At 68.7% G+C, this 20,473-nt stretch carries 20 protein-coding genes; 12 read left to right on the forward strand and 8 right to left on the reverse strand.

From position 1 onward, the window contains the following. Positions 1–3 precede the first annotated feature (3 nt). The 3 genes from HW130_RS10960 (at position 4) to HW130_RS10970 (ending at position 1,968) form a co-directional block, all read left to right on the forward strand. Positions 4–858: a GNAT family N-acetyltransferase gene (locus HW130_RS10960; protein WP_177149292.1), complete on the forward strand. Its 855-nt coding sequence runs from the start codon at positions 4–6 to the stop codon at positions 856–858. 188 nt (positions 859–1,046) lie between these two features. Beyond that, a complete protein-coding gene (locus tag HW130_RS10965) occupies positions 1,047–1,505 on the forward strand; it encodes a MarR family winged helix-turn-helix transcriptional regulator (protein ID WP_177149293.1) in 459 nt (152 codons plus the stop codon). 10 nt (positions 1,506–1,515) lie between these two features. Continuing rightward, positions 1,516–1,968, forward strand: coding sequence for a GNAT family N-acetyltransferase (locus HW130_RS10970; RefSeq protein ID WP_177149294.1), 453 nt, complete (start codon positions 1,516–1,518; stop codon positions 1,966–1,968). Positions 1,969–2,054: 86 nt separating this feature from the next. Here HW130_RS10970 and HW130_RS10975 read toward each other — a convergent pair whose 3' ends face one another. After that, entirely contained in the window at positions 2,055–3,431 is a 1,377-nt protein-coding gene (locus HW130_RS10975; protein WP_177149295.1) for a serine hydrolase, read from the reverse strand. 62 nt (positions 3,432–3,493) lie between these two features. On the opposite strand from HW130_RS10975, the gene HW130_RS10980 reads away from it, so the two are divergent. Continuing rightward, on the forward strand, positions 3,494–3,928 hold the full coding sequence (locus tag HW130_RS10980; RefSeq protein WP_177149296.1) for a TetR family transcriptional regulator: 435 nt from the start codon (positions 3,494–3,496) through the stop codon (positions 3,926–3,928). Positions 3,929–3,937: 9 nt separating this feature from the next. Further along, the gene (locus tag HW130_RS10985; RefSeq protein WP_177149297.1) at positions 3,938–4,303 is read left to right on the forward strand and encodes a VOC family protein; all 366 of its coding nucleotides are present in this window, start codon (positions 3,938–3,940) and stop codon (positions 4,301–4,303) included. A gap of 63 nt (positions 4,304–4,366) precedes the next feature. Here the strand turns inward: HW130_RS10985 and dnaB are convergent, their stop codons facing one another. Next, positions 4,367–5,839, reverse strand: coding sequence for a replicative DNA helicase (dnaB, locus tag HW130_RS10990; protein ID WP_177149298.1), 1,473 nt, complete (start codon positions 5,837–5,839; stop codon positions 4,367–4,369). A 425-nt stretch (positions 5,840–6,264) separates the two neighbouring features. Here dnaB and HW130_RS10995 point away from each other — a divergent pair, with 425 nt between their 5' ends. Next, positions 6,265–7,602 carry an MATE family efflux transporter gene (locus HW130_RS10995; protein ID WP_177149299.1) on the forward strand — a complete coding sequence of 446 codons (1,338 nt, stop codon included), beginning with the start codon at positions 6,265–6,267 and terminating at the stop codon, positions 7,600–7,602. Positions 7,603–7,736: 134 nt separating this feature from the next. Here the strand turns inward: HW130_RS10995 and rplI are convergent, their stop codons facing one another. From rplI to rpsF, 4 genes are all read right to left on the reverse strand, one after another. Then, positions 7,737–8,183 (reverse strand): 50S ribosomal protein L9, encoded by a 447-nt coding sequence (gene rplI, locus HW130_RS11000; RefSeq protein WP_177149300.1) that lies wholly within the window; start codon positions 8,181–8,183, stop codon positions 7,737–7,739. An 18-nt stretch (positions 8,184–8,201) separates the two neighbouring features. Then, positions 8,202–8,438, reverse strand: a complete 237-nt coding sequence (rpsR, locus tag HW130_RS11005; protein WP_003956534.1) for a 30S ribosomal protein S18 — start codon at positions 8,436–8,438, stop codon at positions 8,202–8,204. Positions 8,439–8,481: 43 nt separating this feature from the next. Beyond that, a complete protein-coding gene (locus tag HW130_RS11010) occupies positions 8,482–9,075 on the reverse strand; it encodes a single-stranded DNA-binding protein (RefSeq protein ID WP_177149301.1) in 594 nt (197 codons plus the stop codon). A 75-nt stretch (positions 9,076–9,150) separates the two neighbouring features. Then, positions 9,151–9,441: a 30S ribosomal protein S6 gene (gene rpsF, locus HW130_RS11015; protein WP_004950685.1), complete on the reverse strand. Its 291-nt coding sequence runs from the start codon at positions 9,439–9,441 to the stop codon at positions 9,151–9,153. Positions 9,442–9,712: 271 nt separating this feature from the next. On the opposite strand from rpsF, the gene HW130_RS11020 reads away from it, so the two are divergent. The 3 genes from HW130_RS11020 (at position 9,713) to HW130_RS11030 (ending at position 12,413) form a co-directional block, all read left to right on the forward strand. Beyond that, positions 9,713–10,027 carry a hypothetical protein gene (locus tag HW130_RS11020; protein ID WP_177149302.1) on the forward strand — a complete coding sequence of 105 codons (315 nt, stop codon included), beginning with the start codon at positions 9,713–9,715 and terminating at the stop codon, positions 10,025–10,027. Between the two features lie 141 nt (positions 10,028–10,168). Continuing rightward, entirely contained in the window at positions 10,169–11,287 is a 1,119-nt protein-coding gene (locus HW130_RS11025) for a peptidoglycan bridge formation glycyltransferase FemA/FemB family protein (RefSeq protein ID WP_177149303.1), read from the forward strand. A 94-nt stretch (positions 11,288–11,381) separates the two neighbouring features. Continuing rightward, positions 11,382–12,413: an alanine racemase gene (locus HW130_RS11030; RefSeq protein ID WP_177149304.1), complete on the forward strand. Its 1,032-nt coding sequence runs from the start codon at positions 11,382–11,384 to the stop codon at positions 12,411–12,413. 44 nt (positions 12,414–12,457) lie between these two features. On the opposite strand, the gene HW130_RS11035 is transcribed toward HW130_RS11030, so the two are convergent. Beyond that, positions 12,458–14,026: a glycosyltransferase family 87 protein gene (locus HW130_RS11035; protein WP_177149305.1), complete on the reverse strand. Its 1,569-nt coding sequence runs from the start codon at positions 14,024–14,026 to the stop codon at positions 12,458–12,460. Between the two features lie 125 nt (positions 14,027–14,151). Next, positions 14,152–16,824 (reverse strand): transglycosylase domain-containing protein, encoded by a 2,673-nt coding sequence (locus tag HW130_RS11040; protein WP_177149306.1) that lies wholly within the window; start codon positions 16,822–16,824, stop codon positions 14,152–14,154. A 372-nt stretch (positions 16,825–17,196) separates the two neighbouring features. On the opposite strand from HW130_RS11040, the gene HW130_RS11045 reads away from it, so the two are divergent. From HW130_RS11045 to HW130_RS11055, 3 genes are all read left to right on the forward strand, one after another. Then, positions 17,197–17,913: a helix-turn-helix transcriptional regulator gene (locus HW130_RS11045; protein ID WP_177149307.1), complete on the forward strand. Its 717-nt coding sequence runs from the start codon at positions 17,197–17,199 to the stop codon at positions 17,911–17,913. Positions 17,914–17,972: 59 nt separating this feature from the next. After that, the gene (locus tag HW130_RS11050; protein ID WP_177149308.1) at positions 17,973–19,055 is read left to right on the forward strand and encodes an inositol-3-phosphate synthase; all 1,083 of its coding nucleotides are present in this window, start codon (positions 17,973–17,975) and stop codon (positions 19,053–19,055) included. Between the two features lie 77 nt (positions 19,056–19,132). After that, complete coding sequence (locus HW130_RS11055; protein WP_177149309.1) at positions 19,133–20,401, forward strand: MFS transporter; 1,269 nt, start codon at positions 19,133–19,135, stop codon at positions 20,399–20,401. The last annotated feature ends 72 nt before the right edge of the window (positions 20,402–20,473 follow it).

Below are 20,473 nucleotides of genomic sequence, written 5' to 3' on the forward strand. Positions count from 1 at the left end.
CCCATGTCGACTCCGCTCTCCGAACTGCCCATCAGGCGCCTGACCATCGATGACCTCGTCTCTTGTGCCGACCTCTCGGAGGACCGCGGCTGGCCACGCGAGGATCACAAGTGGGGTCTGCTGCTGACGGCCGGCACGGGGTACGGGATCGACGATCCGGCGGGCAAGGGGCTGGTGGCCGCCTGCGTGCTGACGTCGTACGGCCCCGGCCTCGCCGCGATCGGCATGGTGCTCGTCGCCGAGCGATTCGCCCGTCAGGGCATCGGGCGCCGACTGATGAAGCACGTACTGGCAGAGGCCGGGGAGACCCCGCTGACCCTTCACGCCACGCCCAACGGGCAGCCGCTCTACGAGGAACTGGGCTTCGTCACCACCGGCCGGGCGGAGATGGTCCGAGGTCGCTTCACCGCCACCGACCCGGTTGCCACGGTGCCGACCCGCCCGGCGACAGCGGAGGACATGCCTGCCCTGGTGCGCCTGGACGCCGAGATCTTCGGCGTGGACCGCACCCACCTGATCACCCGCCTCCCGGCCTTCGCCGACCAGCTCCGGGTAGCCGAGCAGGACGGCGTGCTGACCGGGTACGCGGCTGCCTGGCCGAACATGGCGACGCACGTCGTCGGCCCCCTGATCGCCAAGGACACCGAGACGGCAAAGGCCCTGCTCACCTCACTCGCGGCGAACACGGACCGCCCGCTGCGCACCGACATCGACGTACGTCACGAGGATCTGCTCACCTGGACGAAGTCACAGGGCCTGGAGCCGATCGCCTTCAACGCGGTGATGACCTATGCCATCCCCGCGCTGCCGGGCGACTGGACCCGGCGGTTCGCACCGCTGACCGTCGCGGCGGGCTGAGGGCCGATCGCCGGCCCACCGCGACGGCGGTACGTCATCCGCCGGGCGAGCAGGAGCGCGAGCGCGGTCAGATATTGCGAGTGCGCCTTGTCGACGATCTTGCATACGCGGGTTAGCTGCAAGCGCGGACTTTTGCGGTCATCGTCTACTCTGATGGAGAGCCCCGAACGGCACCGAGGAGGAGACAGATGACCGCGACCGACCCCGCCCTCACGGCCCTCGCACAGGGCTGGTGCGCCCTCTCGCTGCTGCACGGAAAGATCGAGGCCCACATCGAGCGGGCTCTGGAGTCCCGGCACGGACTGAGCATGCGCGAGTTCTCGCTGCTCGACGTGCTCAGCCGGCAGCACAGCGGGCCGGGCGGGCATCTGCAGATGAAGCAGGTCGCCGACGCTGTCGTCCTCAGCCAGAGCGCCACGACCCGACTGGTCACCCGGCTCGAGGACCGCGGGCTGCTGACCCGGTACCTCTGCGACACGGACCGCCGTGGCATCTACACCGATGTCACCGAAGCCGGCCTGGCACTGCTCGCCGAGGCGCGGCCGACGAACGACACCGCGCTGCGAGAGGCGCTCGACGAAGCCGCCAAGAACCCGGAGCTCGCTCCGCTCGTCAAGACCGTCGAAGAGCTGCGGGTCCCCGCGTAGTCTGCGGATCATGAGTGATCTGGACATACGCCCGGCGGCCGTCGAGGACATCCCGGCGATCGTGGCGCTGCTCGCCGACGACCCGTTGGGCGCCCAGCGCGAATCGCCCGACGACCTCGCTCCGTACACCGCGGCGTTCGAGCGGCTGGCCGCGGACCCCCACCAGCACCCGATCGTCGCCGTCCGGGACGGCCGGGTCGTCGGCACACTCCAACTGACGGTCATCCCCGGTCTCTCCCGGCGCGGCACCACCCGGTCGATCATCGAGGCCGTCCGGATCCATGCCGACGAGCGCGGCAGCGGGCTCGGCACACAGCTCATCGAGTGGGCCGTCGAGAAGTCCCGCGGCTTGGGCTGTCAACTGGTCCAGCTCACGTCCGACGTCACCCGGACCGATGCCCACCGCTTCTATGAGCGCCTCGGTTTCGAGCCCTCCCACATCGGGTTCAAATTGACCCTTTGAGCACAGGAGTCGCCGCGCGCGCGGCGGCGAGAACGGGCCGACCCGTCTGGCACGGGTCGGCCCGTTTCACGTGAAACACCGAGGGTTCAGAGGCCGCGCCACCCGTCCTCGTCCACACCGCCGGGCACCGCGTCGCCCTGTTCATAGGGTTCACGCGTGAACACGAACGATCCCAGGTCCAGGTGGCTCACGGCCCCGTCCTCACGGCGCACCACCGTGAGCGTCTCCCCTGCGAAGTAACCGTCCAGCCCCGTCCACTCGCCCTCGGGCCCGGCCACGAAGCGGGACCGCAGGCCGTCCCCACGCAGAGGCTCCAGCTCGAGACCGCGATCGCCGACAAGGCGTAGCCCGTAGGCGTACGTAGCCCAGTACCAGGGACCCGTGAGGGCCAGCAGATCCTGGTCGACGTCGGGCAGCGGTCGCCACGGCGCGGGCATCCGGGGCTCGGCATCCGCCACGATCCGGACGAGATCGGCGGCTACCGTGCTCGCAAGCGGCCCTGACGTCACATTGGTCAGCGCCACCGCGGCGACGCCGTCGTCCACACTCGTCCACAGCCCTGCGAGAAACCCCGGCAGGGAGCCCGCGTGTCCCACGAGCGTGCGCTCCTCGTTGCGGACGATCTGCATGCCCAGGCCATAGCCGCTGTTCCAGTCTCCCGCCTCCGCGGGCACCGAGGGCGTGCGCATCTCGCGCACGGAAGCGGCGCTCAGCACCCGCTCGTCCCCCTCGGCGAGGAACCAGGCGAACCGGCAGAGGTCCGCCGCGGTCGACCACAACTGTCCGGCGGGGGCCATCAGCCCCAGGTCCTCGACGGGCTCGGGAAGCATGACATCCGCCCACGGATGGACGGCCCAGCCGCCCGCATGCGGCGCCTGCGGCTGCGCACTCGTCCGGGCCAGCCCCAGCGGATCGAGGATCTCCGTCCGAAGGGCCTGCTCCCACGGAACGCCGCGTACGGCTTCCACGAGTGAACCGAGAAGCGTGTAGCCGGGGTTGGAGTAGTGGTGCCGACGGCCTGGAGGGTGCATCCGTGCCTTGTCGCCCAGCACATCGGCGAGTTCGGGGCGCAGGGTGCCGGGAGTCCGTTCCCACCAGGGGGCCGGGGACTCGGCACTCAAACCCGCGCTGTGACCGAGGAGCTGAGCGATGGTCACCTCTCCGACACCCGTGCCCGGCAGATGCTTCTCCAGCGGATCGCTCAGATCCAGCAGCCCCTCGTCACGCAGCCGAATCACGAGAACCGCGGTGAAGGTCTTGGTGATCGAGCCGATGCGGTACTGCGTATCGGCGTCGGGTGCATGGCCGTCGACGCAGGTGCGCGCGCCCGTCCACACCAGACGGCCGTCCCTCAGGACGGCTCCGACGAACGAGGGGGTCCGTCCCTCGCTCTGCGCGACGGCGATGCGGTGCAGGAGAGCCCTGCGGGTGGTGGGGAGCAGCTCTTCCCAGGATGAGGTCATGCGGCAGGTCTATCGGTGCACGGGCGCTCCGTCGACCGAATAAGCCGGTCCCCGTTGACGGAGTGAGTGCTCACTCCGCATGCTGGGACGCCTGCATCGCCGAGGCCATGGACCCGGGCACGTCCCTGGCCGAAATCCGGTCCATCCCACTGGACCAGCCTCTCGCCGCCCGTCTCGCCCAGGCCGCGGAGGCGCTGCGCGCCCATGTGGACCGCATCGGGGCCGTGATGGGCGCCCTGCACGCCACCGAGGGCCGAAGCGGTGCCGCCGGCCGCCCGGGCACGAGGCCACACGACCGGCAGGCGGGCGTGAACGCGGCGACGGACGCCATCGCCGACCTCTTCGCACCCGAAGGGGACTCGCTCCGCCCCCCGCCGCGACAACTGGCCCAGCTCTTCTTCGGCCTGCTCTTCACCACCTCGACCCAGGAAAGCCCACAGGACATCGGCCCGGTCGTCGACGTCTTTCTGCACGGCGCCCTCGCGTCCACCGGCTGAGGAGGTCCCATGCCGATCACGCTGAACCACACCATCGTCCCGGCTGCCCACAACGAGCGCGCCGCCCGCTTCTTCGCGACCGTCATGGGGCTCCCGTACGAGGGTCCCGACCGGCACTTCGCCCCGGTCCGCGTCAACGAGTCCCTGACCCTCGACTACCTCAGCGTCCCGGAGCCGCTGGGCACGCACCTGGCCTTCGACGTGGACCCGGCGACCTTCGACGCGGTTCTCACGCGCCTGCGCGAGGCGGCGGTCCCCTACGGCAACGATCCGTCCACGCCGGACAACGGCCGCACGGACCACCCGCTCGCGGCCCGCGGCCTGTACTTCACCGACGACTCGGGCAACCTCTACGAACTGATGTCGCCGGCCTGACCGGCTCGCGTGCCGCCGGCCGCGGCCCGGGGGCACGCGGGTCACGCCCGCAGGCGCCGCGCGTCACGTCTGGGCCATGTCCACGAAGCGCGAGTAGTGGCCCTGGAACGCCACCGTGATCGTGGCCGTCGGGCCGTTACGGTGCTTCGCCACGATCAGGTCCGCCTCGCCGGCGCGCGGGGACTCCTTCTCGTACGCGTCCTCGCGGTGCAACAGGATGACCATGTCGGCGTCCTGCTCGATCGAACCCGATTCGCGCAGGTCCGAGACCATCGGCTTCTTGTCGGTGCGCTGTTCGGGGCCACGGTTCAGCTGGGAGAGCGCGATCACCGGGATCTCCAGCTCCTTGGCCAGGAGCTTGAGGTTTCGCGACATGTCCGAGACCTCCTGCTGGCGGCTCTCTGCGCGCTTGGAGCCGCCCGACTGCATCAGCTGGAGGTAGTCGATGACCACCAGCTTCAGGTCGTTGCGCTGCTTCAGGCGGCGGCACTTGGCACGGATCTCCATCATCGACAGGTTGGGCGAGTCGTCGATGTAGAGCGGGGCCTGGGAGACGTCGGGCATCCGGCGCGCCAGACGGGTCCAGTCCTCGTCCGTCATCGTCCCGGAGCGCATGTGGTGCAGCGCCACACGCGCCTCCGCCGACAGCAGACGCATCGCGATCTCGTTGCGCCCCATTTCGAGGGAGAAGATCACGCTGGGCAGGTTGTTCTTGATCGAGGCCGCACGCGCGAAGTCCAGGGCCAGAGTCGACTTGCCCATCGCGGGACGGGCGGCGATGACGATCATCTGGCCCGGGTGCAGGCCGTTCGTCAGGGAGTCGAAGTCGGTGAAGCCCGTCGGCACACCGGTCATCTCACCGCTGCGCGAGCCGATCGCCTCGATCTCGTCGAGAGCGCCCTCCATGATGTCGCCGAGCGGCAGGTAGTCCTCACTGGTCCGCTGCTCGGTGACGGCGTAGATCTCGGCCTGGGCGGAGTTGACGATCTCGTCGACGTCGCCGTCGGCCGCGTATCCCATCTGCGTGATCTTGGTGCCGGCCTCCACGAGCCTGCGCAGCACTGCCCGCTCGTGGACGATCTCCGCGTAGTACGACGCGTTGGCGGCGGTCGGCACCGACTGGACCAGCGTGTGCAGATACGGGGCCCCGCCGACGCGGGTGATCTCACCACGCTTGACCAGCTCGGCCGCGACCGTGATCGGGTCGGCCGGCTCACCCTTGGCGTAGAGGTCGAGGATCGCCTGGAAGACGGTCTCGTGTGCCGGCCGGTAGAAGTCGTGACCCTTGATGATCTCGACCACGTCGGCGATGGCGTCCTTCGACAGCAGCATGCCGCCGAGGACGGACTGCTCGGCGTCCAGGTCCTGCGGAGGCACTCGCTCGAAACCTGGACCGCTGTCCCAGCCGGTGCTCTCCCGGCCACGGTCGTGCTGGTCATCACGGCGGGTGTCGCTGCCGCGGCGGCGGGAGGCGGGAAGCCGGTCCCCGGGACTGTCGGCCGCCCACGGGTCGTCCAAGGGCTCGGAAATGCTCACCCGCGGCCACCTCCTCCCGTCCGCTCCGCGGACCTTTGCCGTGGCACTCTTTCTACGGCACGACACTGACAAGACGTGTCGCCTGACTCCGCTTGCGCGCGTCGGGCGACGGTCCACGGTAGGCCCGGCGGCACCGTCAGCCAATCTGGTTATCCACAGGCCCTGTGGACGAGGGACCAGATGCTGTGGAGAAGTCTTCGGAACCTGTGCACGGACCGGGGGACAGCACTGTGGACAAACTCGTAGCCGCCTCACCACATGGCCTCTGAGCTGCTCGTTTTCCATCCACCGGCTGTGGGGGAGAAAAACTTTCCGCACCGGTCCAAGATCAGAACAAAGCGTGCACCGGGTGATGCCCAAGCCCTGGCGAAGTAAGGGCCACTCTGGCATTGCATCTCTTACCTGTGGAAGATTAGATTGTGCCCATGCCCCAGGCCTCCGTGACCCCCAAGGCGCGCCGTCGACGCCACGACCGAGAGATCATCGCGCTCGCCGTCCCCGCCTTCGGCGCACTGGTCGCCGAGCCCCTGTTCGTGATCGTCGACAGCGCCATCGTGGGCCACCTCGGCACGCCCCAGCTCGCCGGTCTCGGCGTCGCGGCAGCCCTGCTCATGACGGCCGTCAGTGTCTTCGTGTTCCTGGCCTACGCCACCACCGCCGCCGTGGCCCGCCGTGTCGGCGCAGGCGACCTCCCCTCGGCCATCCGCCAGGGGATGGACGGCATCTGGCTCGCGCTCTTCCTCGGTGTCGCCGTCATCGCGGTGACCCTCCCGACCGCCCCCTGGCTCGTGGATCTCTTCGGCGCATCCGAGACGGCGGCACCGCATGCGATCACCTATCTGCGCATCTCCAGCCTCGGCATACCGGCCATGCTGATCGTCCTCGCGGCGACCGGCGTCCTGCGAGGTCTCCAGGACACGCGGACACCGCTCTACGTGGCCATCGGCGGATTCACGGCCAACGCAGCACTGAACGCAGGGCTGGTGTACGGCGCCGGGCTGGGCATTGCCGGCTCCGCATGGGGCACCGTCGCCGCCCAGTGCGGCATGGCCGCCGCCTATCTCGTCGTCGTCGTGCGCGGAGCCCGCAAGCACGGTTCCTCACTGCGCCCCGACGCGGCCGGGATCAGGGCGAGTGCCCAGGCCGGCGTCCCTCTCCTGGTCCGCACCCTCTCGCTGCGTGCGGTCCTGATGATCGCCACCGCTGTGGCTGCTCGCCTCGGCGACACGGACATCGCCGCACACCAGATCGTTCTGTCCCTCTGGAGCCTGCTGGCCTTCGCCCTCGATGCCATCGCGATCGCCGGGCAGGCCATCATCGGGCGCTACCTCGGTGCGAACGATGCCGAGGGAGCACGGCAGGCCTGCCGCCGCATGGTGGAGTGGGGAATCGCCGCGGGCGTGGTCCTGGGCGTCCTGGTCGTGGTCTCACGCCCGCTGTTCATCCCTCTGTTCACCGGGGATCAGGCAGTCCGGGACACGCTTCTTCCCGCGCTTCTCGTCGTAGCCGTGTCCCAGCCGATCGCGGGAGTCGTCTTCGTCCTGGATGGAGTGCTCATGGGTGCGGGGGACGGCCCGTATCTCGCCTGGGCCATGCTCGTGACCCTCGCGGTGTTCGCGCCGGTCGCCCTGCTGGTGCCCTCCGTCGGCGGTGGCCTGACCGCGCTGTGGTGCGCCATGACACTGATGATGACCGTGCGGCTCCTGACACTGTGGTGGCGAGCCCGGTCCGGACGCTGGATCGTGACCGGCGCGACGCGCTGACGTTTCACGTGAAACGTCCGGTAGAGCACGCAGCACCGTGCAGCGGACGAACCGTGATCGCAGCGCGCCGGACCAACAGAAGGACCGCACCCCGAGGGGTGCGGCCCTTCCTACCGCTCAGTCGAGCGCGCTGATCAGGCGGCGACAACCTCGACGCCGAGCTGCGCGGCAACCTCGGGGTGCAGACGCACGGACACCTGGTGCGAGCCCAGGGTCTTGATCGGCGCACCGAGCTCGACGCGACGCTTGTCGACCTCCGGACCACCGGCAGCCTTGATCGCCGAAGCGATGTCGGCCGGGGTGACGGAACCGAACAGGCGGCCGGCCTCGCCGGAGCGAACGGCCAGGCGCACCTTCACGGCCTCGAGCTGACCCTTGACGGAGTTCGCCTGCTCGATGGTCGCGATCTCGTGGATCTTGCGGGCGCGGCGGATCTGCGCCACGTCCTTCTCGCCACCCTTGGTCCAGCGGATCGCGAAACCGCGCGGGACCAGGTAGTTGCGAGCGTAGCCGTCCTTGACGTCTACGACGTCGCCGGCGGCACCGAGGCCGGAGACCTCGTGGGTGAGGATGATCTTCATATCTCGGTCACCCTTCCCTTATCGCGCGGTGGACGTGTAGGGCAGCAGCGCCATCTCACGGCTGTTCTTGACGGCCGTGGCGACGTCACGCTGGTGCTGCGTGCAGTTGCCGGTCACGCGGCGGGCACGGATCTTGCCGCGGTCGGAAATGAACTTCCGCAGCATGTTCGTGTCCTTGTAGTCCACGTACACGGTCTTGTCCTTGCAGAACGCGCAGACCTTCTTCTTAGGCTTGCGCACAGGCGGCTTCGCCATGGTGATTCTCCTGTGTGATCAAGAAGTGGGGGTACGAGCTGCCCTAGAAGGGAGGCTCGTCCGAGTAGCCGCCGCCGGAACCGCCGGAACCGCCGGAGCTTCCGCCCCAGCCGCCGCCCCCGCCCTGCTGGCCGCCGCCGGCCGGCGCGCTGGTGGCCCAGGGGTCGTCGGCGGGTGCACCGCCGCCGCCCTGCTGCTGACCACCACTGGGGCCGCCGCCCCAGCTGCCGCCGCCCTGCTGACCGCCGCCGTAACCGCCCTGGCCGCCGCGACCGGTGGTCTTGGTGACCTTGGCCGTGGCGTTCTTGAGGCTGGGGCCGACTTCCTCGACGTCCAGCTCGAAGACCGTGCGCTTGACGCCCTCGCGGTCCTCGTAGGACCGCTGCTTCAGGCGGCCCTGCACGACGACGCGCATGCCGCGCTGGAGCGACTCGGCGACGTTCTCCGCCGCCTGCCGCCAGACCGAGCAGGTCAGGAACAGGCTCTCGCCGTCCTTCCACTCGTTGGTCTGCCGGTCGAAGGTGCGGGGAGTGGACGCGACGCGGAACTTCGCGACCGCCGCACCGGACGGGGTGAAGCGCAGCTCGGGGTCGTCGACGAGATTGCCGACGACCGTGATGACGGTCTCGCCTGCCATTGGGGGAACCTCTCGGCGGGGATTGCTTCTGGCTGCTTGCTGCTACTCGAACCCGATGACCTCTGAGCTAGGTGCTCAGTGGGTCTCGGGACGGAGGACCTTGGTCCGGAGGACCGACTCGTTCAGGTTCATCTGGCGGTCGAGCTCCTTGACGACCGCAGGCTCGGCCTGCAGGTCGATGACCGAGTAGATGCCCTCGGGCTTCTTCTTGATCTCGTAAGCGAGACGACGACGGCCCCAGGTGTCGACCTTCTCCACCTTTCCGTTGCCCTCACGGACGACGGAGAGGAAGTTCTCGATCAGCGGGGAGACAGCGCGCTCCTCGAGATCGGGGTCGAGGATGACCATCACCTCGTAGTGACGCATGTGGAACCCACCTCCTTTGGACTCAGCGGCCACGGTCGTTCCGTGGCAGGAGGGTCGTGATGCGTGAGCAACGGTATCGGCCGCCACTGACAATCCCCGCTCGACGAGAGGCGATCGTGTCCTGGCCAGGGCAGACACCGGTGCAGACCGTACAGAGTACCTGCACACCGGCTTCCGGTTGAAATCCGGTGGCGGATGGCCCCAATCTGTACGCATCGGGTGCGCGCGGCGCTACGATGCGCCGCCTTCCGGCACAGCCAGGAGGTGCCTCATGGCACATGCAATGCGACGTCAGTCCCCCGCCTCTCTCCTCGCCACGGACGGCAAGCCACATCCGCTTCAGGACACCCTGATGGCGGTGACGCTGGTGCTCGGTGCCATCGCGTTCATCACGGCGATGTTCCACCACCTCCACCTGCTGAGTTCGTGGACGGGCCTTGTCGGAATCGTCACGGGCGCGTACGGCCAGTTCATCTCGGCGACCACGCGCGAGCGGTTCCTGCTGATCATCGGTCTCGGAGCGTCGGCCGTGGGCTTCTTCCTCGGCATGGCGCACGGCGGCCTCTTCGGCGGAGTCCTCGGCTGACGCACAGCGCATCGGGAGCGGGCCGCGACCGGCCCGCTCTTGCGTACAGCCATTCGGAGCGCCTCCTCGGACCAGTAGGCTTCGGCGCGAGAGCCGGAGCCCCTGTACCCATGGGGACACACCTGCCGAGGAGCGCCCCGCATGAGCCTGACCCTGAGGACCATCAGCCGTGAGCAGCATCTGGCCTACATCCAGAGCCTGCCCTCGGCGAGTCACTGCCAGGTCCCGGCGTGGGCGGACGTGAAGACCGAGTGGCGCTCGGAGAACCTGGGCTGGTTCGACAAGAACGGCGACCTTGTCGGCGTCGGCCTGGTGCTCTACCGCCAGCTGCCCAAGATCAAGCGGTATCTCGCGTACCTCCCCGAGGGCCCGGTCATCAACTGGTACGCCCCGAACCTGGACGACTGGCTGCAGCCGATGCTGGCGCACCTCAAGAACCAGGGCGCCTTCTCCGTCAAGATGGGGCCGCCCGTCGTCATCCGCCGCTGGGACGCTCCCGCGATCAAGGCCGGCATCCAGGACCCCGACGTCAAGCGCCTGCGTGATGTCGAGGCCACGCACATCGAGCCCCGGGCCTTCGAGGTCGCCGACCGGCTGCGCAAGATGGGCTGGCAGCAGGGCGAGGACGGCGGAGCCGGCTTCGGTGACGTGCAGCCGCGGTACGTCTATCAGGTGCCCCTGGCCAACCGGTCGCTGGACGACGTCCTCAAGGGCTTCAACCAGCTGTGGCGCCGCAACATCAAGAAGGCCGAGAAGGCCGGTGTCGAGGTGGTCCAGGGCCGCTACGAGGACCTCGCCGAGTGGCAGCGCCTGTACGAGATCACCGCCGAGCGCGACCGTTTCCGGCCGCGGCCGCTGTCGTACTTCCAGCGCATGTGGACCGTTCTCAACAACGAGGACCCCAACCGCATGCGTCTGTACTTCGCGCGGCACAACGGCGTGAACCTGTCCGCGGCGACCATGCTCGTCGTCGGCGGACACGTCTGGTACTCCTACGGAGCGTCCGACAACATCGGGCGCGAGGTCCGGCCCTCGAACGCGATGCAGTGGCGGATGCTGCGCGACGCCTACGCCATGGGTGCCACCGTCTACGACCTCCGGGGCATCAGCGACTCGCTCGACGAGACGGACCACCTCTTCGGCCTGATCCAGTTCAAGGTCGGCACCGGTGGCGAGGCCGTCGAGTACGTCGGCGAGTGGGACTTCCCGCTGAACAAGCTGCTCCACAAGGCGCTGGACATCTACATGTCGCGCCGCTGAGGACGCCGCCGACCGCTCCGGCGGCGCGAAGGACTCCGTAGTCTCGTACATGTCTTTGCTACACCGCAGCCACCAGAAAGGTTCCGGGCCGGTCATGGCGCTCTCCCTCTACGTCGACATCGCGCGCTGGCGGGCGCACCAGAAGTCCGTGATCGACCAGTTCCCGGGACTGGTCCCGGTCTGCAAGGGCAACGGCTACGGCTTCGGCCACGAGCGCCTCTCCGACGAGGCGGCCCGCTTCGGCGCCGACATGCTCGCGGTCGGCACGACGTACGAGGCTGCGCGGATCAAGGACTGGTTCGGCGGCGACCTGCTGGTCCTCACACCGTTCCGGCGCGGTGAGGAGCCGGTGCCGCTGCCCGACCGGGTGATCCGTTCGGTGTCCTCGGTGGACGGTGTGCACGCCCTGGTCGGGGCGCGGGTCGTCATCGAGTGCATGAGCTCGATGAAGCGTCACGGCATCACCGAGCAGGAGCTCGGCCAACTGCACGCCGCGATCGAGGACGTGCGGCTCGAGGGCTTCGCGCTCCACCTGCCGCTGGACCGCACGGACGGCTCCGACGCCGTCGAGGAGGTCATCGGCTGGATGGACCGGCTGCGTGCCGCCCGTCTGCCGTTGCACACGATGTTCGTCAGCCACCTGCGGTCGGACGAACAGGCGCGGCTGCAGCAGCAGTTCCCGCAGACCCGGTTCCGCGCCCGGATCGGCACCCGTCTGTGGCTCGGCGACCACGAGGCGACGGAGTACCGCGGGGCGGTCCTGGACGTGACCCGCGTGTCCAAGGGGGACCGTTTCGGCTACCGGCAGCAGAAGGCCGCGTCCGACGGCTGGCTCGTCGTCGTCGCCGGCGGCACGTCGCACGGCGTGGGGCTGGAGGCGCCCAAGGCGATGCACGGCGTGATGCCGCGCGCCAAGGGCGTGGCCCGTGCCGGTCTCGCGACGGTCAACCGCAATCTGTCGCCGTTCGTGTGGGCGGGCAAGCAGCGCTGGTTCGCCGAACCGCCGCACATGCAGGTGTCGATCCTGTTCGTGCCCGCTGACGCCGACGAACCCAGGGTCGGTGACGAGCTCGTCGCCCACCTGCGGCACACGACCACGCAGTTCGACCGCCTCGTCGACCGGTAGGACGCGCGGCACTGTCCTGGCCGCCCGCGGATCCCGCGAGGCCGTCAGGCGGACGGCTGGGCCTCTGTGCCCTGCCCCGTCCCGGCGGGCTGCGTCCCCCATTCCACCCGGGGCCCCGCCACGGTCTGCGCGGCATGTCGCCGCCGGGCCGCACGCCTCAGGGCGAAAACATCCTCGGCCCCGTCGAGCACTCCGCCGGACGGGTCGTCCGAGCCGTCCGTCCGCACCCCGTCGCGTTCGGGCATGAGGATGTCCCGCACGATCACCGCGCACAGATACAGCGTGCCCAGCAGGTGCAGGGTGATCGCGAGCTGGTAGCCCTCGGGCGGCAGCCCCTGGTGCTTCTCGCTGGTGGTGTACGCGAGGTACATCCAGATGCCGAGGAAGTACATGACCTCGCAGGCCTGCCAGACGAGGAAGTCCCGCCAGCGCGGACGGGCGAGCGCCGCGAGCGGGATCAGCCACAGCACGTACTGCGGCGAGTAGACCTTGTTGGTGAGGACGAACACGGCGACGACCAGGAACGCCAGTTGCGCGAACCGGGGCCTGCGCGGTGCGGTGAGAGTCAGCAGAGCGATACCGGCGCACGCCACGATCGTCAGGAGCATCGCGTACGTGTTGACCGTCTCCGCCTCGATCGAGCGGCCTGTGCGCTGGGTGATGATCAGCCAGAACGAGCCGAAGTCGACGGGCCGCTCCTGGCTGAAGCTGTAGAACTTCTTCCAGCCCTCCGGCGCCAGCAGCATGACGGGGACGTTGACCACGAGCCACGCCGCCACGGCCCCGAAAGCCGCCGTGAGGAACTCGCGCCACTTGCCCGCACGCCAGCACAGCACCAGCAGCGGCCCGAGGAGCAGGAACGGGTAGAACTTGGCGGCCGTCGCCAGGCCGATGAGGACGCCTGCGGCGAGCACCCGGCTGCGCGACCACATCAGCATCGCCGAAGCCGTCAGGGCCACCGCGAGCAGGTCCCAGTTGATCGTCGCCGTCAGCGCGAACGCGGGTGCCAGGGCCACCAGCAGCGCGTCCCACGGGCGGCGGCGGTGGGTGCGGGCGACGCAGACGGCGATGACGGCGGCGCAGATCAGCAGCATGCCCGCGTTGATCATCCAGTACAGCTGCTCGCGCTGCATCATGTCGTCGCCCGACAGCCCGAGCCAGGAGGCGGCGTCGGCGACCCAGGAGGCGACCTGCATGAACAGCCCGGTGAGTACGGGGTATTCGAGGTACTCCATGTCACCGGGCAGCCGGTCGAAGTACGGAATGCGCCCATCGGCGAAGCCGCGGCCGAGATACAGGTGCGGGATGTCCGAGTAGCAGGCGTGGGTGTACTGCGAACTGGTGCCCCTGAACCAGGCCCAGTTGTAGCAGGGCAGCTTCTGCACCATGCCGAGCGCGAACATGCCGATCGCCACCAGGGCGATGACACGCACGGGTGTGAGCGGACCGTTGCCCGCGCGCCGTGCCCAGCGGCCTGCGGGGCCACCGATCAGCTCGCTGCCGGCCGCGGCCACCCTGTCGCGCCGTGTGGGGCGCACGTCAGGACTGTCCCGCCGTGCGGGCAGGACACCGCGGCGGTCCTCGTACACGCTCGTCTCCTCTGCGCTGGGCATGGTGCACATCCTGCCGCAAGGGGCCGGGTGCACGACGAGGGCCGCCGTGTCCGGCGGGCACAGGCACGAAGCGCTGCGCCTGCCGGTACGGCGGCCCTCCGGCGGTGCCGGCCTACGGGCGGCGGCTACTCGGTTCCGTCGGAGCCTCCGATGAAGCCTCCGCCGTTGCCTCCGCCGTTGTTGCCGTTGCCTCCGCCGCTGTCCGTACCCGGCGACGTCGTCGGACTCGTGGTGACCCCGCCGTTGTCTCCGCCCTGGTCGGTGCCGGCATCGGTGCCGCCGGTGGGCTCGCAGGTCCAGTCCTCCCACGGGTTGCACGACTCCGAGGGGCGGCCGGGGCTCTTCGACGGGCTCTCCGACGGGCTCGAGGACGGCGACTCGGACGGGCTCGAGGACGGGCTGCTGCTCGGTGTCGGCTTGGGGCTGACCGCGCCACCGCCCCAGACGGCCTCAGCGTCGAGCTCCTCCGGCTCGTCGAACTCCACGATCTTGGCGTTCTTGAGCGCCTTGGACATGTACGTCTGCCAGATCTCGGAGGGGAACGACGAACCGTGGATCGTGTCCCGGTCACCGGTGCCGTACATCTTCAGGAACTCGCGCTTCTTGCCGCTCTTCTCGTCGTCGTCGAGGCGGTACATGTCGATGGCGGTCGACAGCTGCGGGGTGTAGCCGACGAACCACGCGGACTTGTTGTCGTCGGTGGTACCCGTCTTGCCGGCGACCTGACGGCCGGGAAGGCGCGCGTTCTTACCCGTGCCCTCCTCGTCGTCGACGACGTCCCTGAGCACGTCCGTGACGTTGGTGGCGACGGCCTTGGTGAAGGCCGTCTTGGCCTTGTCCTCGTGCGTGTAGATCGTCTTGCCCTGGTACTCGACGGACGTCACGGAGTACGGGTCGCGCTGCTTTCCGTTGGCCGCGAAGGTGCCGTAGGCGCCGGCCATACGGATGGCGCTGGGGTCCGAGATACCGAGGGAGAACGAGGGGACGTTCGCCTCGACCAGGCTGGTTTCGAGCAGACCGGCGTCGACGGCCGCCTTCCGCACCTGCGGAATGCCGATGTCCATGCCGAGCTGCACGAACGGCGAGTTTGCCGAGTGGATCATGGCTTCGCGCAGGCTGATGTTCTTGAACGACTCGTCACCGTCGTTGCGCTGCAGCCACTCCTTGCCCTCCTCGTTGCGCCAGATCGAGCCGTTGTAGTTCTTGATCTTGAGCTTGTTGGCTCCGTTGTACCGGCTCTTGTCGGGGTCGACGATGGTGCGCTCACTGGGCCCCTGCTCCGGACCGAGCTCGGGGTTGCGCACGCCGTCCCGCATCGCGGCGGCCAGCACGAAGGGCTTGAACGTCGATCCGACCTGGGCACCGGTCGCGTCCGCGTTGTTCGTGAAGTGCTTCGTCGCGTCCTGACCGCCGTAGATCGCGACGATCTTCCCGGTCTCCGGCTCCACGGAGGCGCCGCCGAACTGAACGTGGGTGTCCTCCGGCCGCTCCTCCGGTTTGATGTGCTTCTTGTAGATGTTCTTGATGGAGGCCTCGAGCGCGTTGACCTTCTTCTTGTCGAAGGTCGTGTGGATCTCGTAGCCGCCCTGCGCCAGCTTCTTCTCGGTCATCCCCTCGTAGTTGTTCATGAAGTTGGCCTTGGCCAGGTCCACCAGATAGCCGATCTGCCCGCTCAGCTGCGCGTCCTTCTTCGGCTTCTGCGGTGTGGGGAACTCCGTGTACTTGGCGCGCTCCTCGGCGGGGAGCCGGTTGTCCTTGACCATCTCGTCGAGGATCCAGCGCCAGCGCTCCTCGGCTCGCGCCCTGTTGGCCGCCGCCGTCGCCCTGGAGTCGATCTCCGTGGCGCCGGCCGGGTCGAAGTACGTCGCGCCCTTGAGGAGCGAGGCGAGGAACGCACACTCGCTCGCGTTCAGGTCCTCGGCGTCCTTGTTGTAGTACGTCCGGGCCGCGGCCTGGATGCCGTAGGCACCGCGGCCGTAGTACGAGGTGTTCAGGTAGCCCGCCATGATGTCGGGCTTGTCCATCGTGCTGTCGATCTTGATGGAGATGAACAGCTCCTGGAACTTGCGGCTCAGGGTCTGGTCCTGGTCGTCGAGCCGCGCGTTCTTCACGTACTGCTGGGTGATGGTCGAGCCACCCTGCGTCTGCTGGCCCCGGGCCATGTTGAACACGGCGCGGGAGATGCCCATCGGGTCGATGCCCGAGTCCTTCTCGAAGGTCTTGTTCTCCGCGGAGATGACGGCGTCCTGCATCTCCCTCGGAATCTGGTCGATACCGATGATCTGGCGGTTGACCTCACCGCCCGTGGCGGCCATCTGGGAGCCGTCGGCCCAGTAGTACACGTTGTTCTGGGCCGTGGCCGCCTCCGCCACCTTCGGGACGACGACCATGCTGTACGCGAGGGCGGCGGCCACCATCAGCAGCCCTATGAAGCCGATGCACAGTCCCGCGACGAGCTTCCAGGAGGGCATCCAGCGACGCCATCCGTACTTGTCGTGTCGCGGGTAGTCGATCAGCCGCTTCTTACCGGCCGCGGCTCCGGCGGCGCCGCGGCGCGCGGCCCTGCCACCTGTTCCCGACTCGTCCACGCGCCGGCGACCACCGCCCCGCTGGGCGGCGCGCCGGGCCTCGGCTCTGCCACCGTACGGACGCTCCTCCCCATGAGAAGCGGAAGGGGAGGCTGACGTGGCACCCCTCCCGGGTGCTGCACGTCGCCCAGAGGACTGTTGGGCGGCGCGTCGGGCCGCGGCGCGCCCGCCACCCTGCGGCTGCGGCGGTTTGCGTCGGTGCTCGCTCATCGAACGACTACTCCTCGGGCAGGCGAGACGCCTGGAAGCGGCAGTTGAGTTCCGGTCCCCCCGAAATGGATACGGCCGAGCTCTGGGGAGAGCTCATCCGCTGTGCATCCACGGCGATGACGCACAGGGGCGTCACATGGTTCCCGGTGGTCTGCATGCCGCACAGACTACGCACGGTCAAAACCCACCGAGGGTCGAAGTTCACCCCATTTCAGGCAACTCACCGCCGACGAATTGACGATGTGATGCCGCTCACGAAGGCCCCCCTTGTCGCATGCGCAGCACCGCTCTATCGTGCTGATGTATCGAGTCGATACATCAGCACGACACATCGGACCGGCATACGGGCACCGACGGGCGAGGGAGGCGGCAGTGAGCAGACGCTCAGGCATCCTCGAGTTCGCCGTCCTCGGCCTGCTCCGCGAAGCCCCGATGCACGGGTACGAGCTGCGCAAGCGGCTCAACACCTCGCTGGGAATCTTCCGGGCCTTCAGCTACGGAACCCTCTACCCCTGCCTCAAGACGCTCGTCGCCAACGGCTGGTTGATCGAGGAACCGGGAAACGCACCCGAGGACGCCCTCGCCGCATCGCTGGCGGGGCGCCGCGCCAAGATCGTCTACCGGCTGACGGCGGAAGGTAAGGAGCACTTCGAAGAGCTGCTCTCGCACACCGGTCCCGACACCTGGGAGGACGAGCACTTCGCAGCCCGTTTCGCCTTCTTCGGCCAGACGGAGCGCGAGGTGCGGATGCGGGTCCTGGAGGGCCGCCGCAGCCGGCTGGAGGAGCGCCTGGAGAAGATGCGCGCCTCTCTCGCCCGCACCCGCGAGCGCCTCGACGACTACACGCTCGAACTGCAGCGGCACGGCATGGAGTCCGTGGAGCGGGAAGTGCGCTGGCTGAACGAGCTCATCGAGAGCGAGCGGGCGGGGCGGGAGCAGCGACGGCCCTCCCCCGAAAGCACCGCTCAGCAGGACAACACATCTGGAGCGACGGGCGGCCTGCCCCGGCACCAGGGCGACGAGTCACCCGGAGGGACACCTCCCGACGGCTCCACCCCGCCGGATCCGTCCGACGACACCGCCAAGTGAGGCCCTGCGCTCCGCAGGGTTTCATCCGGAATACCGAGATCACACAGGGAGCAACCGGAATGGGTTCGGTTCGCGTAGCCATCGTCGGCGTGGGCAACTGCGCCGCCTCGCTGGTGCAGGGCGTCGAGTACTACAAGGACGCCGACCCGGCAGCCAAGGTGCCGGGTCTGATGCACGTCCAGTTCGGCGAGTATCACGTTCGTGACGTCGAGTTCGTGGCCGCCTTCGACGTGGACGCCAAGAAGGTCGGCCTCGACCTCGCCGACGCCATCGGCGCCAGCGAGAACAACACCATCAAGATCTGCGACGTGCCGTCGACCGGCGTCACCGTGCAGCGCGGCCACACCCTGGACGGTCTGGGCAAGTACTACCGCCAGACCATCGAGGAGTCCCCCGAGGCCCCGGTCGACGTCGTCCAGGTCCTCAAGGACAAGCAGGTCGACGTCCTGGTCTGCTACCTGCCCGTCGGTTCCGAGGACGCTGCGAAGTTCTACGCGCAGTGCGCCATCGACGCCAAGGTCGCGTTCGTCAACGCCCTCCCGGTCTTCATCGCCGGCACCAAGGAGTGGGCGGACAAGTTCACCGAGGCCGGTGTCCCGATCGTCGGTGACGACATCAAGTCGCAGGTCGGCGCCACCATCACGCACCGCGTGATGGCGAAGCTCTTCGAGGACCGGGGCGTCATCCTGGACCGCACGATGCAGCTGAACGTCGGCGGCAACATGGACTTCAAGAACATGCTCGAGCGCGAGCGCCTGGAGTCCAAGAAGATCTCGAAGACGCAGGCCGTCACCTCGCAGATCCCGGACCGCGAGCTGGGCGAGAAGAACGTCCACATCGGCCCGTCGGACTACGTGGCCTGGCTGGACGACCGCAAGTGGGCGTACGTGCGTCTCGAGGGCCGCGCCTTCGGTGACGTCCCGCTGAACCTCGAGTACAAACTCGAGGTGTGGGACTCCCCGAACTCCGCGGGTGTCATCATCGACGCCCTGCGCGCCGCGAAGATCGCCAAGGACCGGGGCATCGGCGGCCCGATCCTCTCCGCGTCCTCGTACTTCATGAAGTCCCCGCCGGTCCAGTACTTCGACGACCAGGCTCGTGAGAGCGTCGAGAAGTTCATCAAGGGCGAGGTCGAGCGCTAAGCGTTCGTCCCGTCCGATCGAGGAGGGTCCCCGGGTCATCGGCTCGGGGACCCTCCTCGTATGTGACCCTTGCTCGCATGCCCGCTGTACGTGATCTGCGCGTACTACTGCGCCTGACCGACTTCCGCCGACTGCTGACCGTCCGGCTGCTCTCCCAGTCGGCCGACGGCGTCTACCAGGTCGCTCTCGCCACGCATGTGGTGTTCTCCCCGGAGAAGCAGACCTCGCCGGCCGCGATCGCCTCCGCCATGGCCGTCCTGTTGCTTCCGTACTCCTTCGTGGGCCCCTTCGCCGGCGTGCTCCTCGATCGCTGGCAGCGCCGACAGGTCTTCCTCTACGGCAATCTCCTGCGCGCCCTGCTCGCAGGCTGCACGGCGCTGCTCATTCTGGCCTCGGTGCCGGACTGGCTCTTCTACGCCTCCGCGCTGTCCGTCACGGCCGTCAACCGGTTCGTACTGGCGGGGCTCTCGGCCGCGCTGCCTCGTGTCGTCGACGCCGACCGGCTCGTCATGGCCAACTCCGTGTCGCCCACCGCCGGAACGCTCGCCGCCACCGCGGGCGGCGGGCTGGCCTTCCTGGTCCGCCTCGCCGTCGCCGATTCCGATGCTGTGGTGGTACTGGTCGGGGCCGCGCTCTACCTCTCTTCCGCTCTGGCGTCGCTGCGCATGGGGCGCGAACTTCTCGGTCCTGATCCGGAGCTCGTCCAGCCGCGTCTGCTCACGGCGATCGCGTCCACGGCTCGCGGGCTGCTGGACGGCCTGCGGCATCTGACTCAGCGACCGCCCGCTGCCCACGCTTTGGCGGCGATGACCCTCATGCGGTTCTGCTACGGCGCGTTCACCGTGATGGTGCTCATGCTCTGCCGCTACGCGTGGACCGATACCGACTCCGACGGACTCGCCCTCCTCGGCCTGGCACTCGCGGTCTCGGGTGCGGGGTTCTTCGCCGCCGCCGTGCTGTCGCCCTGGGCGATCGGGCGCCTCGGGCGGTACGGCTGGATGGTCGGATGCGCCGCGGCGGCAGCCGTCCTCGAACCGGCGCTGGGGCTGCCGTTCGCTCCCGGGCCGATACTGGTCGCGGCTTTCGCTCTGGGCCTTGTCACCCAAGGAGCGAAGATCGCGACGGACACGGTCGTCCAGACCGCCACGGACGACGCCTTCCGTGGCCGGATCTTCGCTCTCTACGACATGTTGTTCAACGCGAGCTTCGTCGGAGCGGCCGGCATCGCGGCCCTCATGCTGCCGCCGGGCGGCAGGTCGGCTCCGCTCATCGGCCTGGTCGCGGTCATCTATGCAGGGGTCGCCGTGATGCTGGCGCGCTGGAGGCGTACGGGGGAGCTGGTCTAGCGAAAAGCGCTCGGGGCGGTGTTTCACGTGAAACACCGCCCCGACCGTCATGAGGGCGCGATGTTTCACGTG

This window comes from Streptomyces sp. PKU-EA00015 (assembly GCF_013387495.1).
Taxonomy (GTDB): Bacteria; Actinomycetota; Actinomycetes; order Streptomycetales; family Streptomycetaceae; genus Streptomyces.